The 13,942-nt window shown below is 64.5% G+C and carries 14 protein-coding genes; 12 read left to right on the forward strand and 2 right to left on the reverse strand.

From position 1 onward, the window contains the following. Window positions 1-2 precede the first annotated feature (2 nt). The 4 genes from GFD32_RS01415 (at window position 3) to GFD32_RS01430 (ending at window position 5,183) form a co-directional block, all read left to right on the forward strand. Window positions 3-275: a DUF2160 domain-containing protein gene (locus GFD32_RS01415; protein WP_163574595.1), complete on the forward strand. Its 273-nt coding sequence runs from the start codon at window positions 3-5 to the stop codon at window positions 273-275. A gap of 55 nt (window positions 276-330) precedes the next feature. After that, window positions 331-2,070 (forward strand): ABC transporter substrate-binding protein, encoded by a 1,740-nt coding sequence (locus tag GFD32_RS01420; protein ID WP_163574596.1) that lies wholly within the window; start codon window positions 331-333, stop codon window positions 2,068-2,070. Window positions 2,071-2,207: 137 nt separating this feature from the next. After that, window positions 2,208-3,875 carry a glycerol-3-phosphate dehydrogenase/oxidase gene (locus tag GFD32_RS01425; protein ID WP_163574598.1) on the forward strand — a complete coding sequence of 556 codons (1,668 nt, stop codon included), beginning with the start codon at window positions 2,208-2,210 and terminating at the stop codon, window positions 3,873-3,875. A 51-nt stretch (window positions 3,876-3,926) separates the two neighbouring features. Then, window positions 3,927-5,183, forward strand: a complete 1,257-nt coding sequence (locus GFD32_RS01430; protein ID WP_163574600.1) for a uracil-xanthine permease family protein — start codon at window positions 3,927-3,929, stop codon at window positions 5,181-5,183. Here the strand turns inward: GFD32_RS01430 and GFD32_RS01435 are convergent. Then, on the reverse strand, window positions 5,174-5,755 hold the full coding sequence (locus GFD32_RS01435; protein ID WP_163574602.1) for a cupin domain-containing protein: 582 nt from the start codon (window positions 5,753-5,755) through the stop codon (window positions 5,174-5,176). The genes GFD32_RS01430 and GFD32_RS01435 overlap by 10 nt on opposite strands. Window positions 5,756-5,924: 169 nt before the next feature. Here GFD32_RS01435 and mobA point away from each other — a divergent pair, with 169 nt between their 5' ends. The 7 genes from mobA to GFD32_RS01470 all read left to right on the forward strand — a co-directional run bounded on the left by mobA (window position 5,925) and on the right by GFD32_RS01470 (window position 11,094). After that, on the forward strand, window positions 5,925-6,518 hold the full coding sequence (gene mobA, locus GFD32_RS01440) for a molybdenum cofactor guanylyltransferase MobA (protein ID WP_163574604.1): 594 nt from the start codon (window positions 5,925-5,927) through the stop codon (window positions 6,516-6,518). An 8-nt stretch (window positions 6,519-6,526) separates the two neighbouring features. After that, window positions 6,527-7,117, forward strand: a complete 591-nt coding sequence (gene mobB / locus GFD32_RS01445; RefSeq protein WP_163574606.1) for a molybdopterin-guanine dinucleotide biosynthesis protein B — start codon at window positions 6,527-6,529, stop codon at window positions 7,115-7,117. Further along, the gene (gene moeA, locus GFD32_RS01450) at window positions 7,114-8,370 is read left to right on the forward strand and encodes a molybdopterin molybdotransferase MoeA (RefSeq protein WP_163574608.1); all 1,257 of its coding nucleotides are present in this window, start codon (window positions 7,114-7,116) and stop codon (window positions 8,368-8,370) included. Before mobB ends, moeA begins: the two co-directional genes overlap by 4 nt. A gap of 12 nt (window positions 8,371-8,382) precedes the next feature. Further along, window positions 8,383-9,204 carry a cyclic pyranopterin monophosphate synthase MoaC gene (gene moaC, locus GFD32_RS01455; protein ID WP_163574610.1) on the forward strand — a complete coding sequence of 274 codons (822 nt, stop codon included), beginning with the start codon at window positions 8,383-8,385 and terminating at the stop codon, window positions 9,202-9,204. 2 nt (window positions 9,205-9,206) lie between these two features. Next, window positions 9,207-9,656: a molybdopterin synthase catalytic subunit MoaE gene (moaE, locus tag GFD32_RS01460; protein WP_163574612.1), complete on the forward strand. Its 450-nt coding sequence runs from the start codon at window positions 9,207-9,209 to the stop codon at window positions 9,654-9,656. A 2-nt stretch (window positions 9,657-9,658) separates the two neighbouring features. Then, a complete protein-coding gene (moaA, locus tag GFD32_RS01465) occupies window positions 9,659-10,651 on the forward strand; it encodes a GTP 3',8-cyclase MoaA (protein ID WP_163574614.1) in 993 nt (330 codons plus the stop codon). A gap of 152 nt (window positions 10,652-10,803) precedes the next feature. Further along, window positions 10,804-11,094, forward strand: a complete 291-nt coding sequence (locus GFD32_RS01470; protein WP_163574617.1) for an H-NS family histone-like protein — start codon at window positions 10,804-10,806, stop codon at window positions 11,092-11,094. A 120-nt stretch (window positions 11,095-11,214) separates the two neighbouring features. On the opposite strand, the gene GFD32_RS01475 is transcribed toward GFD32_RS01470, so the two are convergent. Beyond that, window positions 11,215-12,807 carry a ribonuclease J gene (locus GFD32_RS01475; protein ID WP_163574619.1) on the reverse strand — a complete coding sequence of 531 codons (1,593 nt, stop codon included), beginning with the start codon at window positions 12,805-12,807 and terminating at the stop codon, window positions 11,215-11,217. 266 nt (window positions 12,808-13,073) lie between these two features. Between GFD32_RS01475 and purU the strand changes: the two genes are divergently transcribed. After that, window positions 13,074-13,928, forward strand: a complete 855-nt coding sequence (purU, locus tag GFD32_RS01480) for a formyltetrahydrofolate deformylase (RefSeq protein WP_163574621.1) — start codon at window positions 13,074-13,076, stop codon at window positions 13,926-13,928. Window positions 13,929-13,942: the final 14 nt, after the last annotated feature.

A 13,942-nucleotide genomic window follows, 5' to 3' on the forward strand; every position in this document is an offset into this window, starting at 1 on the left:
GCATGGAATGGATGGTCTGGACGACTCCTACGGCGATCTTCTTCGCGGCCATCGCCGCCATCCTGCTGGGGATGACTGCCTGGGAGATCGCCTCGCCCACGGTGGAGCGCAAGGGGTTCCTGCCGATCGCCACCACTCGCGGCGATCGGCTCTTCATCGGCCTGCTCAGCGCGGCCTACATTCACCTGGCGGTGGTGGGCTTCACCCCGCTCAGCCTCTGGCTGGCCCTGGGCATCTCGATCCTGTGGCTCATGATCCTGATGCGCTGGGGCTGACAGACCCTCTGGACCGACCGTCCAGGGAACAACCACAACAACTCGAGAGGTCAACATGAAACCGATCACCACGCGTCTCTCACTGATCGCCGCCGGCGTGCTGCTGGCCAGCGGCCCGCTGCACGCCGACGACCACGATGCCCGGGCCATTGCCGAGCGGCTGGTGGACGAACACTTCCAGGATTCCACGCTCTCGCGAGAGGAGCAGATCGAGGAACTACTGTGGTTCGCCAAGGCCGCCGAGCCGTTCCGGGACATGGAGATCAACACCGTCGCCGAAGGCCTGACCACGCACATCTACGAGCGTGACGTCCTGGCGGAGGCCTTCACCGAGCTCACCGGCATCGAGGTGACGCACAACATCATCGGCGAGGGCGACGTCGTCAACAACATGCAGACCCAGATGCAGTCGGGGCGCAACATCTATGACGGCTACGTCAACGATTCCGATGCCATCGGCACCCATATCCGCTATGGCACCACCATCAACCTCAGCGAGGCAATGGACAACGAGTGGGCCGACTATACGCTGCCGACCCTGGACCTCGACGACTTCATCGGTCTGCAGTACGGCACCGGGCCGGATGGCAGCCTCTACCAGTTGCCCGACCAGCAGTTCGCCAACCTCTACTGGTTCCGCTACGACTGGTTCCAGCGTGAAGATTTCCAGGAGCAGTTCCGCGAGACCTACGGCTACGATCTCGGAGTGCCGACCAACTGGACCGCCTACGAGGACATCGCCGAGTTCTTCACCGAACACGTTGGCGAGATCGATGGCGAGACGGTCTACGGACACATGGACTATGGCCGTCGCGATCCGTCGCTGGGCTGGCGCTTTCACGACTCCTGGCTCTCCATGGCGGGCATGGGCAGCCCCGGGGTGCCCTTCGGCAATCCGGTGGACGACTGGGGCATTCGCGTCAACGAGGAGAGCGAGCCGGTGGGCGCCAGCGTCAGCCGCGGCGGCGCTACCAACTCCCCGGCCTCGGTGTATGCCGTCACCAAGATGGTGGATTGGCTCGGCAAGTATGCGCCGCCCGAGGCCCAGGGCATGACCTTCGGCGAAGCCGGGCCGGTGCCGGCCCAGGGCAACATCGCTCAGCAGATATTCTGGTATACCGCCTTCACCGCCGACATGACCGACCCGGACCTGCCGGTCACCGATGACGAGGGCAACCCCAAATGGCGCATGGCGCCGTCGCCCACCGGTCCCTACTGGGAGGAAGGCATGAAGGTGGGATACCAGGACGTGGGCTCCTGGACCTTCTTCGACTCCACCCCGGAGGATCGTCGCACCGCGGCTTGGTTGTTCGCCCAGTTCACCGTGTCCAAGACGGTGTCCCTGGAGAAGCTGATGGCCGGTCTCACCCCGATCCGCGAATCGGACGTCTTCTCCGACCAGATGTCCGAGATGGCACCCAAGCTCGGCGGCCTGGTGGAGTTCTACCGCAGCCCCAATGAGTCCAACTGGACGCCGTCTTCCACCAACGTGCCGGACTATCCGCGCATGGCACCGCTGTGGTGGCAGAATCTGGCGCCGGCAGTGAGCGGAGAGATTTCGCCACAGGAGGCGCTCGACAACCTGGCTGGCGACCTCGACAGCGTCATGGCAAGGCTGTCCCGTGCCGGTGTGTTTACGGTCTATGCGCCCAACCTCAATGACGAGCGTGACCCTCAAGAGTGGCTCGACGAGCCGGGTGCGCCCAAGGCCAAACTCGATGACGAGCGGCCCCAAGGCGAAACCGTGCCCTACGACGATATGATGGAGGCCTGGATGGCCGCCGGTACTCGCTGAGTCGTCAGGGTGGACGGTGGGTCGTTCACCCGGGTCGACCTCGGTCTCAGGCATACCAAGCCGAGTCACTTTCCACTGACGGCCGGGCCCCGTACGGTTGGCGCCGTGCGGGGCCCTTTGCATTCCAGGGGCAAGAGATGCAACTCAGAGAGATCCATCTACGCAAGCTGCCCGACGGCTGCCACGATGTACTGGTGGTCGGCGGTGGTATCAATGGTGCGTCGGCGGCCGCGGCCCTGAGTGGCAAGGGTGTCAAAGTGGCCCTCATCGACAAGGGCGACTTTGCCGGCAGCACCAGCATGCATTCGTCCAATCTGGTGTGGGGCGGCATCAAGTACATGGAGAGCGGCGAGTTCTCCCTGGTGCGCAAGCTTTGCCGAAGCCGCAATCACCTGATCAGGAGCTACCCCTCTTCGGTGCAGGAGATTCGTTTTCTCACCACCATACACCATGGGTTCCGCCATCATCCGTTGGTGCCCTGGGCCGGCACCTGGCTCTACTGGCTGATGGGCAATGCCTTCACGCGGCGTCCTCACTACATGCGGCCTTCCGCTCTCAAGGCGAGGGAGCCGATCATCGATACCTCGAACGCGATGGGCGGCTTCGAATACTCCGACGCTTACCTGCATGACAACGACGCCCGTTTCGTTTTCAACTTCGTCCGCCGAGCGCTGGACTTCGGTGCCTTGGCCGCCAACTACGTGGAGTATCTCTCTTCCCGCCGCGAGGAGGGCGTTTGGATCACCCAGGCCCGCGATGTGATGACTGGCGACACCTTCGAAATTCGCTCACGCGTGTTGATCAACGCCGCCGGCCCCTGGGTCGACGATCTCAACCGCCGTGCCGGACAGCGTACCGAGCACCATCATGTCTTCTCCAAGGGGATACATCTGATCGTGCCGCGGCTCACCGAAGCACGGCGGGTACTGGCATTCTTCGCCGACGACGGCCGCCTCTTCTTCGTCATTCCCATGGGGCCCCGCACCTGCATCGGCACCACCGACACCCGGGTCGAGAGTCCGGCGGTGACGGTCACATCGCAGGACGTAGCCTTCGTGCTCGACAACATCAACAAGCGCCTGACCCTGGAGCGCCCCCTCGTCGAGGCCGACATCATCGCCACTCGCTGCGGCGTGCGGCCGCTGGCGATCAAGCCCACCGGCGGAGGGGAGCGGGATTTCCTCAATCTGTCACGCAAGCACGCCATCGACCTCGACCGCGAGCGGGCGCACCTCAGCATCTTCGGTGGCAAGCTCACCGACTGCATCAACGTCGGTGAGGAGGTCGTCGAGACGGTGAAGGGGCTCGGCATTGCCGTCCCCGACGAGGACTGCCGCTGGTATGGAGAGCCCGATGGCTCGGTGCGCGATGCCTTCCTGCAGGAGGCGCGACGGATGAAGCTCGATGACCTGACCGCGGCGCACGCCTCGGAGCCGATCAGCCAACGCCTGTGGCGTCGTTACGCCGATAAAGCCTTCGGCATGTTGGAAGAACTGCGGCGGGACGAACGTCAGGCCGAGGTGTTGATCGAGGACACGGAGTACCTGCGGGTCGAGCTCGTGCAGGCGCGGGATCGCGAGATGGTCACGCGTCTCGAGGATTTGCTGCGGCGACGTTCGAAGATCTCGCTGGTGGTTCCCGAAGCGTCGATTGGCCGATCCGCGGGGCTGAGGGAAGCGTGCGATGTGCTGTTCGGTGATGCGGCGGAGCGGCGTCTCGCCGAGTACCTGGAAGCGCTGTCGGTGGAGCAGCGTGAGCGAAGAGTGGAGGAGGGCGATGATGGCGGCGTCGTGCCGGGAGCGTGAGGCTGCTAGAATGCCGCGCGATTCCCGCCCACTCAGCCCAGGAGCCCTGTCATGACCGATACCGCGGCCGTTCAGCGACCCGCCGACTCCCTGCCACGCACTCTGCTCACCGGGGCCCAGATGCTGTTCGTGGCTTTCGGGGCGCTGGTGCTGGTGCCTCTGCTGACCGGCCTCGATCCCAGTGTCGCCTTGTTCACTGCCGGCATTGGCACCCTCATCTTTCACGGGGTGACTCGCGCCAGCGTACCGGTCTTTCTCGCCTCTTCCTTTGCGTTCATCGCCCCCATTCAGGGCTCGGTGGCGAACTTCGGCGTTTCCGCCACCCTAGGAGGTCTGCTGGCAGCGGGGCTCGTCTACGTGGTGATCGCTCAGTTCGTGCGCCTCAAGGGCACCACTTGGTTGCATCGGCTGCTGCCGCCGGTGGTGGTGGGGCCGGTGATCATGGTGATCGGCCTCGCCCTGGCGCCGGTGGCCGTGGAGATGGCCACCGGCGAGACCAGTGAACACATCGGTTACGGGCGGGCAATCGTGCTCTCCATGGCGAGCCTGCTGGTGACGCTGGTACTGGCGGTATTCGGGCGAGGCCTGCTGCGCCTGGTGCCCATCATGGGGGGCATCGTCACCGGCTATGCGCTGGCCCTGATCATGGGTGCGGTCGACTTTACGCCGGTTCGCGACTCGGCCTGGCTGTCGCTGCCGAGTTTTACGGCGCCAAGCTTTCATTGGGCGGCGATCCTGTTCATGATTCCAGTGGCCATCGCCCCGGCGGTGGAACACATCGGCGACATGATTGCCATCGGTTCCGTGACCCGCAAGAACTACCTGGACAAGCCCGGTCTGCATCGCACACTACTCGGTGACGGTCTGGCCACTTCCGCAGCGGCACTGTTCGGTGGCCCACCCAACACCACCTATTCCGAAGTGACCGGTGCCGTGACCCTGACTCGCGCCTTCAATCCCAAGTTCATGATCGTGGCCGCCTGCCTGGCGGTGTTCCTGGCCTTCGTCGCCAAGCTCGGCGCCTTGCTGCAGACCATCCCCGGGCCGGTCATGGGCGGCATCATGACGTTGTTGTTCGGCTCCATCGCCGTGGTGGGCATGAATACCCTGGTACGTGCCGGCCACTCGCTCACCGCGCCGCGCAATCTGGTGGTGGTCTCGCTGATCCTGGTGTTCGGTATCGGCGGCATGCAGTTCGGTGGTGGTCAGTTCACCCTGCAGGGGGTGAGTCTCGCCGCCGTGGTTGGCATCGTGCTCAACTGGGTGCTGCCCGGAGCCGAAGAGGATGTCCCGCGCGCTCAGGCGTGATGCTGCTCTCGACCGCCCTCGGCGAAGGAGGGCGGCGAGTTGGCGCTGACGATCACGCACTCTTCGCTGCCCCGGTTGCGAAAGCGATGGGGCAGCCGTGAGTCGAAATAGTAGGCGTCGCCGGGCCCGAGCTCCTCGACTTCATCCCCGACGGTGAGCTCTATCCGCCCGGCGATCACCACGCCGCCTTCCTCGCCTTCGTGTTCGAGCATCTCTTCGCCGCTGTCGGCGCCGGGCGGGTAGCGCTCGTGGATGATCGACATGCGACGGTCCGGGCGGCGTGCCGCCACGAGCCGCCACGAAAGGTGGCCGTCGCCGATTTCGGTCAATTCGCCGGCCGCGTAGAAGTGGTGCGGGGGCGCGGGTTCATCGCCGGCGAAGAAAGTGCTGATCGACACCGGCAGGGCATCGAGAATCTTCTTGAGCGAACTCACCGAAGGGCTCACGCTGTTCTGCTCGATCAACGATATGGTGCTGTTGGTGACGCCGGCGCGTTTGGCCAGCTCACGCTGAGAGAGTCGGCGTGCCTGGCGCAGCTCGCGCAGGCGGCTGCCCACGTTGAATCCTTCCATTGCTCGGTCTGCCGTCAAACGTTCGATTGGGTCGACGGATGATACCCCTTAGCGGTGCCTCGTCTCCACGTTCGATGACCGAGGTCATGCGGTATCTTGGCAGGCGTGGCACGCCGAGGCTCCCTCAGGCATCATGATCGCAACGCCAGACGGTCGAGCGAGAGCGCTGATGGATCCGCGACATGAGGTGACCGGCCTGATCCTTGCCGGTGGACAGGGCCGCCGAATGGGGGGGTGTGACAAGGGGCTCGAGCCCTTTGCCGGACGACCGCTGGTGGGCCATGTCCATGAGCGGCTGGAAGGGAAGGTGGCGGCGGTATGGATCAATGCCAATCGGCACCTCGCGGAGTACGAAGCGTTGGCCGAGCGCGTCGTGAGCGACCGCGAGTCGGGTTTCCAGGGACCCTTGATGGGCATCCACAGTGGCCTGTGCGCCGTCGCCACACCTTGGGTGCTCGTGGTGCCCTGCGATACCCCGGCCTTGCCGCATGACCTGGTGTCGCGTCTGGTGACGGGCCTCGGTGAGGGGGACATCGCCGTTGCCCACGACGGCGAGCGGCTGCATCCCGTGGTCGCATTGATTCGCACGTCACTGGCCGCTGATCTCGCCGCCGCCCTGAGCGATGGCGAGCGCAAGATCGACCGCTGGTATGCTCGCCATGCCTGGCGTGCAGTGGATTTCAGCGACTGTCCGGAGGCCTTTGCCAATCTCAATACCCGGGATGAGAAACAGCGCCTCGAGGCGCGCCTGAGCGAGGAGTGACGCCTGCCATGAGTGCCGTGATCGATGCTTCCCTGTCGTTCGATGACTCCCTGCCGTTGCTGGGCATCGCCGCCTGGAGCGGCACCGGCAAGACGACCCTGCTGGAGCAGCTGTTGCCACGGCTGACCGAACGTGGCCTGCGGGCGGCGGTGATCAAGCATGCCCATCACGCCTTCGACATCGATCAGCCAGGCAAGGACAGTCATCGTCTGCGCCAGGCCGGTGCCTCGCCGATGCTCATTGCCTCGCGGGCCCGTGTGGCGCTGATGATGGAGACGCCGAACCAGCCCGAGGCGGATCTGGCACAGCTGATCGAGATGATCCGCCCCCAGCGTCCCGATCTGGTACTGATCGAGGGGTTCAAGGCGTGGCCGCTACCCAAGCTGGCGCTGCATCGGGAGGCGCTGGGCAAGCCACTGCTCGTGGACGATGACCCCTGGGTCAGGGCCGTCGCCAGTGCCGCGCCTGTGTCGTTGCCGGCGGGAGTGGAGGCGCTGGACCTCGACGACCTCGAGGCGATTGCCGACTGGGTGGCTGCCTGGCCGGCCCGTTGGCCGCGCGAGCAGGCGCCTCGCGAGGACGTGGAGGCGGGAGCATGAGCCTGTCCTGTTTCGACCTCGGCGAACGCATGCTCGGTGTTGCGGAGGCTCGGGCGGCAACGGCCCGCTTGGTCGCGGCTCCCTTGCCGTCGGAATGGCTGCCGCTGGCGGCCCTTCACGGTCGCGTGCTGGCCGAGTCGCAGGTGTCGCCCATCGACGTGCCACAGAACACCAATGCGGCCATGGATGGCATCGCCCTGTCCTGGCCGGAAGAGGGCGTGCCCACGGCACCCTGGCCGCTGGTCGGCGAGGTTCTGGCAGGCCATCGCTACGCGACGGTACTGGCAGGCGGCGAATGCGTACGCATCACTACTGGAGCGCCGCTGCCTGCCGGGGCGAATACCGTGATCATGCGCGAACAGCTCGACGAGCGGGATGGCTGCGTGCAGGTTCATCGACCGGAGGACGTGCGGCGTGGCCAGAACGTCCGCCTGACCGGGGAGGACATTGCCCGGGGCGCCACGGCACTGCCTGCCGGAACCCGTCTCGGGGCTGCTGAGCTTGGCTTGCTCGCCTCCCTGGGCATGGCCGGGGCCAGTGTCCATCGGCGTCCGCGTGTGGCGCTCTTCTCCACCGGCGACGAAGTGACGGCGCCCGGCGACGAGCTACCCCCTGCCGGTATCTTCGACGCCAACCGCTTTGCGTTGCGGGGGCTGGTCACCGAGCATGGCGGCGAGATTCTCGACCTGGGCATCCTCCCCGACGACCAACCGAGGATCGTTGCGGCCCTGGAGGAGGCGGCTCGCCAGGCGGACCTCGTGATCACCAGCGGCGGCGTGTCGGTCGGTGAAGCGGATCGGGTGCGCGGCGCCCTGCAGGAAGTCGGCGAGCTGGGCTTCTGGAAGATCGCCATGCGTCCCGGCCGGCCGTTGGCTTGTGGCCAGTTGGGAGCCGTGGCCACCCCCTTCTTCGGGCTACCCGGCAATCCGGTAGCCGCCATGGTCACTTTCCTGCAGTTCGTCGCGCCGTTGCTGCGGCGTTTGCAGGGGTATCGCGATCCGCAGCCGCGGCGTCTCATTGCCCTGGCCGACGCACCACTGGCCAGTCGCGCGGGGCGCGTGGATTTCCTACGCGGCCGCTTGCGTAGCGATACCGAAGGGCGACTCTGGGTGTGCAGCACGGGGCGGCAAGGTTCCGGCATACTCTCTTCCATGGTGGCCGCGGATTGTCTGATCGAGATCGACCCCGAACGAGCCGAAGTCGCTGCTGGCGATCCCGTCACCGTACAACCGTTATCCGATGACCTTTGTTGAGGCGTTGCTGACATGACCCTGACCCATCTCAATCGACGCGGCGAAGCCCACATGGTGGACGTTGCTGACAAGCCGGAGAGCCGCCGCGAAGCGACCGCCTCGGGGCATATCACCATGCAACCGGCCACCCTGTCGCTGCTTGCCGAGGGAGGCCTGCCCAAGGGTGACGTGCTCGCGACCGCACGCATTGCCGGCATTCAGGCCGCCAAGCGCACCCATGAACTGATTCCGCTCTGTCATGCCTTGCCGCTCTCCAAGGTGAGCGTCGATTTTCGGCTCGACGAGGCGGGCTCGCGGGTCGAGGTGAGCGCCACCTGCCGTCTCAATGGACGTACCGGCGTGGAAATGGAGGCGCTGACCGCCGTTTCCGTGGCCTGCCTGACGCTCTACGACATGTGCAAGGCGGTGGACAAGGGCATGGAGATCGGTGCCATTCATCTGGATGCCAAGAGCGGTGGCCGCTCCGGTGACTATCACCGCGAATCGGCCGGAACCGTTGCGCCGCCCGAAGCACCGATCGTTACTGGAGAGGGTGTGGCGGGCGAAGTCTCCGTGGGCCTGCGCTGCGGTCTGGAAACGCCTTGCGTGCGCGTCAAGTGCCTGGCCGAGCTGCGCGAGAGCCTCGGCATCAGCGAGCTCAGCGTCGCGCTCGATGACTTGCCCACGGCTGACGTCGGTGGCCTCAAGGCCGCGCTGATCGAGCTCGACGAGCGGTTTTCGCGGCTTTCGGAAGGCCGCGTACTGTGTGCCGTCAACCAGGTGATGGCGGTGGATGCGACGCCGATCACCGATGACGATGAGGTGGCCTTCTTCCCACCGGTCACGGGAGGCTGAGCATGATCCGGGTACAGCAGGCGCCCTTCGATGCCGGTCAGGAGCAGCGTGTCTTGCTCGGGGACCGTACGGACATCGGCGCCGTGGTGAGCTTCATCGGGTTGGTACGTGATTTCAATGAGCGCCCGGAAGTGAACGCTCTCACTCTGGAGCACTATCCGGGGATGACCGAGGCCGCCCTCGGCGAGATCGTGACCGAAGCCGAACGGCGTTGGTCGCTACGAGGCGTCAGCGTGATCCACCGGGTTGGACGGCTGGCCCCCGGTGATCCTATCGTACTGGTAGTCGTGGCCAGCGAGCACCGACGCCAGGCCTTCGAGGCCTGCGATTTCATCATGGACTATCTCAAGACTCGGGCGCCATTCTGGAAGAAGGAACACAGCGCCAGCGGTGATTATTGGGTCGCCGAGCGCGAGTCCGATCGACGGGATGCCAGTCGCTGGGAGAAATGAGGATGGAGTCAGAGCTGATCGATGACTTCGGACGACGCGTCCGCTATGTACGACTGTCGGTCACGGACCGCTGCGATTTTCGCTGTGTCTACTGCATGAGCGAAGAGATGACCTTTCTGCCGCGGGCCCAGGTACTCACGCTCGAGGAGCTCGCCACGGTGGCGCGGGCCTTCGTCGAGCTGGGCGTGGAAAAGGTGCGTCTCACGGGAGGCGAGCCTCTGGTTCGACGCAATATCGGCAAGCTCGTCACGGAGATCGGCGCTCTTCCCGGGCTCAAGGACTTCGCCATGACCACCAATGGCGCCGGGCTCGAGAAACAGGCCGAGGCACTGCGCGAGGCCGGACTTCAACGGCTCAACATCAGCCTCGACTCGCTCGATCCGGAACGTTTTCGACGCTTGACCCGTACCGGGGAACTCTCCCGGGTACTGGCCGGCATCCGGGCGGCACGCAATGCCGGTTTCGAACGAATCAAGCTCAATGCCGTCATCCTCAGGGGACGCAATGATGACGAGGTCTTGAACTTGGTAGACTTCGCGCGCGACGAGGATCTGGACATCAGTTTCATCGAGGAGATGCCGCTGGGTGACGTCTCCGACCATTCGCGTGCGGAAACCTTCTGTTCCAGCGATGACGTTCAGGCAATGATAGAACGTCGCTATTCGCTATTGCCCACGACGGAAAGTTCGCTGGGCCCGTCGCGCTATTTCCGCATGCCCGACAGCGCATCGCGTATCGGTTTCATCTCGCCGCACAGTCACAATTTCTGTGCCAGCTGCAATCGCGTTCGCGTTACCGTGGAGGGGCGGTTGCTGTTGTGTCTCGGCAATGAGCATTCCGTGGATCTGCGGGCGGTACTGCGCCGTCATCCAGGCGATCTCGATGCCCTCAAGGAAGCCATCATCGGCGCCATGCCGCTCAAGCCGGAGCGGCACCATTTTACGACGGATGGCGACGTCCAGGTCGTGCGCTTCATGAACATGACTGGGGGGTGAAGCTCCCGGGTCTTTTCGCTCCTTTGGCAGACATCGCAGAAACCTGCGGTGTCTTTTTTGCCGCTCTTTTCTTGCCAAGATGGTATCAACGCATATACTTTTGACGAGAAAGTCGTCAGATTCTCACGTCGTTTCCTGCATGGAGGAGACCAATGTCCAGCGAAACTCTGGAGCGAATCGCCCGCAACAAGAACGTGGCTCGAGCGGCCGCTCGCCAATTGAGCATGGAGCAGTTGTACAAACTCTCCGATGTCATTGGCGAAGTCATCGAACAAAAGAAGGAAGAAGAGAAGCGCCGTGAGCAGGAAGAGGCGGACAAGGAAAAGAAACTGGCCGAGATACGTGAGGCTATGCAGGATGCCGGTCTCTCCGTGGAGGATCTCGTGGGAGAGCCACCGCGCCGTCGGCGTGGTCGGCCTCCCAAGAATGCCAACGGGAGCTGACCCCGAGGCTGCTGGCGTGGCTCGGTCTTACGGTCGATTCACGCCGCCTGCGTGGGCCGTCGGATGGGCTGCGCACTGTCGACGGGGGCCAATCCATGGGTTGGCCCCCGTCGTGTTGGGTCAGGATGAAGTGCCGAAAACGGGGGATTCCATCGCCATCAGTTGCAGGTGAACGTCGGGAAGCTGACGCAAGCGCTCGCTCAGCCAGGCGGTGATGAGGGGCTGCAACTGCTGGCGGAGTTCGGCGAGGGTTTCGGCGGGCAGTGCGTCGAGCCGTTCGTCCAGCCAGTCGCTGAAGTCGTCTTCGTCGAGAGGGCGCATATGGTGGGCATCGAGGATCAGGCGGCCTAGCCGGGTCCAGCCCGTGCCGGTGGCGGCGACCGGAATCGCCAGGTACAGAATGCCGTGGCGCGAAGAGCCTCGCTCGGCGGCCAGGCCAGGGAGAGGAGCGATGTTGTTCTGGCTGACGATGCAGGGGCGTTGAGGGTGGCGTGAAACCCGACTCAAGCCATCGCCATCGAGGCGGATCAAGTCGCCATTCACCGGACTGAGCGGTGCTCGAATGCCCAGGCTTTCGGCGAGCTGGCAGTGGGCTCGCTGGTGGCGTGCTTCGCCATGGACGGGGAGCAGGTGGCGTGGCTTGATCCACTCGTACAGCGTGCGCAGCTCATCCTGAGCCGGATGGCCAGAGGCATGCAGCTCGGGGTGATTGAACTCGTCCCAGATGGTCACGCCGAGCTGGCGCAAACGGTGCTTGAGGCGGTCGATGAGCGGCTCGTTGCCGGGAATCGCCTTGGCGGAGAAGATCACGGTATCGTCGGGCAGCAGTTCGAAGCTGGCGTGGCGGCCATTGGCCAGTCGATTCAGGGCAGCGCGCGGTTCGCCCTGGCTGCCGGTGGCGATTACCAGTACCTCATGCGGCGGCAGATAGCCGAGATCCCGAACCGGCACCAGCGGAGGCAGGTCGTCGAGATAGCCCAGTCCCCGGGCCACGCTCACCATGCGCTCCATGGCCCGGCCCATCAGGCTGACACGGCGGCCACAGCGTTCGGCCGCCCGGGCTACGGCAAGCAGCCGTGCCAGGTTGCTGGCAAAACAGCTCACTACGACGCGGCCGGTACAACCGGTGAGGGTACGTTCCAGGGCACGAGCGACATCGCCTTCACTGCGCGAATGGCCAGACAGGGGGGCGTTGGTGGAATCGCCCACCACCAAGTCGACGGGTGCCAAAGCGCGCAGCCGGCTGCCGTTCACGGGCGAGCCGATGAGCGGCTCGGGGTCGAGTTTCCAGTCTCCGGTATGCAGTACGCGATAATCGCCTGCAGCGATCAGCAACGCACAGCTCTCGGGAATCGAGTGGGTGAGCGGTACGAAGCGGATCGTGAAGGCCCCGCAAGTCAGGGCCTCGCCGGGTTCGATCACCCGGATGGCGTCGGTGGACAGCCCCCGCTCGATGAATTTGGCGCGCAACAGCCCTGCGGCCAGGGGTGTGGCATGAATGGGACAGCCCCATTGCGGCCACAGCCATGCGGCGGCGCCGATGTGGTCCTCGTGGCCGTGGGTGATGAGCAGGGCATCGGGGGAGATCTCGAGCTCTTCCAGCGTTTCGACGCTGGGCACCTGGAGAGGGGTATCGGGCAGGTCCTGGCGCAGCATCATGCCGCAGTCGACGGCTATCCAGGCGTTTTCGTAGCCATATAGCCCAAGGTTCATGCCGATCTCTCCGCAGCCGCCCAAGGGGAGGTAATGAAGCGGTGGGCGGCGGCGGGGACGAATCGTCACGCGGGGTGGTCGCATCGGCATGTCAGCGGTCGAATCATGAGCCTTTCACTATACGGGATGGCCCCGAGCCTCCACAATCGGGGCGGCTGCCATTGGCCGCATTCAACGGCGAATTCCTTTGTTAGGTCGCTGCCATGACCATGGCAATTTCGCTACAATGCCTGACCGATTTCTCGAGCTGCTCAACGTTGACCGACATGTCCCACTACTATCGCCTGGTCGTTTCCTGTCCCGATCGTCGCGGCATCGTCGCACGTGTGTCCGGCTTCATTGCCGGCCATGGCGGCTCCATCACCGAGGCGAGTCAGCATTCGGATCTGGAAGCCGGGCGCTTTTTCATGCGCTACGAGATTCTTGCCGATTCCATCGGCATGACGGCCGGGGAGCTGCGTGACGCCTTCGCCTCGGTGGCGCGGGAGTTCGATATGCAGTGGGCGTTACGCGATACCCGCCAGCGTCCTCGCGTGGTGGTGATGGTGTCGCGGGAACGCCACTGTCTAGTGGATCTGCTCTATCGTTGGACGGCGGATGAGCTCGAAGGCGACATCGTGGGGGTGATTTCCAACCACGACGACATGCGCAGTCTCGTGGAGTGGCATGGCCTGCCCTATCATCACATCCCCGTCCCCAGCGACGACAAGGAGGCCGCCTTCGCCGAGGTGGAACGTCGTATCCAGGCATTGGGTGCCGACTCGGTCGTGCTCGCCCGCTACATGCAGATCCTGCCGCCAGCGGTGTGCCAACGTTACGCGGGTCGTGTAATCAACATCCACCATAGTTTTCTGCCGTCTTTTGCCGGCGCTCGCCCGTACCATCAGGCGCATGCCCGCGGCGTGAAGCTGATCGGCGCGACCTGCCACTACGTGACTGAAGAGTTGGATGCCGGCCCCATCATCGAGCAGGACATCCACCGGGTCAGCCATTGCCATACGGCAGGTGACCTGGTTCGCTTCGGACGGGACGTGGAGCGAGCGGTGCTCGCCCGTGGGCTGCGCTGGCACCTGGAAGATCGCGTTCTGATCCATGGCAACAAGACGGTGGTGTTTGCCTGACATCGCCGCTGGAG

Source organism: Halomonas faecis, assembly GCF_010993975.1.
GTDB classification, from domain to species: domain Bacteria; phylum Pseudomonadota; class Gammaproteobacteria; order Pseudomonadales; family Halomonadaceae; genus Halomonas; species Halomonas faecis.

Excerpts from the sequence above, each read along its gene's own strand:
- GFD32_RS01415 (WP_163574595.1), top strand. The coding sequence starts at position 3 with ATGGAATGGATGGTCTGGACGACTCCTACGGCGATCTTCTTCGCGGCC.
- moaE (WP_163574612.1), top strand. The coding sequence starts at position 9,207 with ATGATCCGGGTACAGCAGGCGCCCTTCGATGCCGGTCAGGAGCAGCGT.
- GFD32_RS01470 (WP_163574617.1), top strand. The coding sequence starts at position 10,804 with ATGTCCAGCGAAACTCTGGAGCGAATCGCCCGCAACAAGAACGTGGCT.
- GFD32_RS01430 (WP_163574600.1), top strand. The coding sequence starts at position 3,927 with ATGACCGATACCGCGGCCGTTCAGCGACCCGCCGACTCCCTGCCACGC.
- moeA (WP_163574608.1), top strand. The coding sequence starts at position 7,114 with ATGAGCCTGTCCTGTTTCGACCTCGGCGAACGCATGCTCGGTGTTGCG.
- GFD32_RS01420 (WP_163574596.1), top strand. The coding sequence starts at position 331 with ATGAAACCGATCACCACGCGTCTCTCACTGATCGCCGCCGGCGTGCTG.
- moaA (WP_163574614.1), top strand. The coding sequence starts at position 9,659 with ATGGAGTCAGAGCTGATCGATGACTTCGGACGACGCGTCCGCTATGTA.
- GFD32_RS01425 (WP_163574598.1), top strand. The coding sequence starts at position 2,208 with ATGCAACTCAGAGAGATCCATCTACGCAAGCTGCCCGACGGCTGCCAC.
- GFD32_RS01475 (WP_163574619.1), bottom strand. The coding sequence starts at position 12,807 with ATGAACCTTGGGCTATATGGCTACGAAAACGCCTGGATAGCCGTCGAC.
- moaC (WP_163574610.1), top strand. The coding sequence starts at position 8,383 with ATGACCCTGACCCATCTCAATCGACGCGGCGAAGCCCACATGGTGGAC.
- purU (WP_163574621.1), top strand. The coding sequence starts at position 13,074 with ATGTCCCACTACTATCGCCTGGTCGTTTCCTGTCCCGATCGTCGCGGC.
- mobA (WP_163574604.1), top strand. The coding sequence starts at position 5,925 with ATGGATCCGCGACATGAGGTGACCGGCCTGATCCTTGCCGGTGGACAG.
- GFD32_RS01435 (WP_163574602.1), bottom strand. The coding sequence starts at position 5,755 with ATGGAAGGATTCAACGTGGGCAGCCGCCTGCGCGAGCTGCGCCAGGCA.
- mobB (WP_163574606.1), top strand. The coding sequence starts at position 6,527 with ATGAGTGCCGTGATCGATGCTTCCCTGTCGTTCGATGACTCCCTGCCG.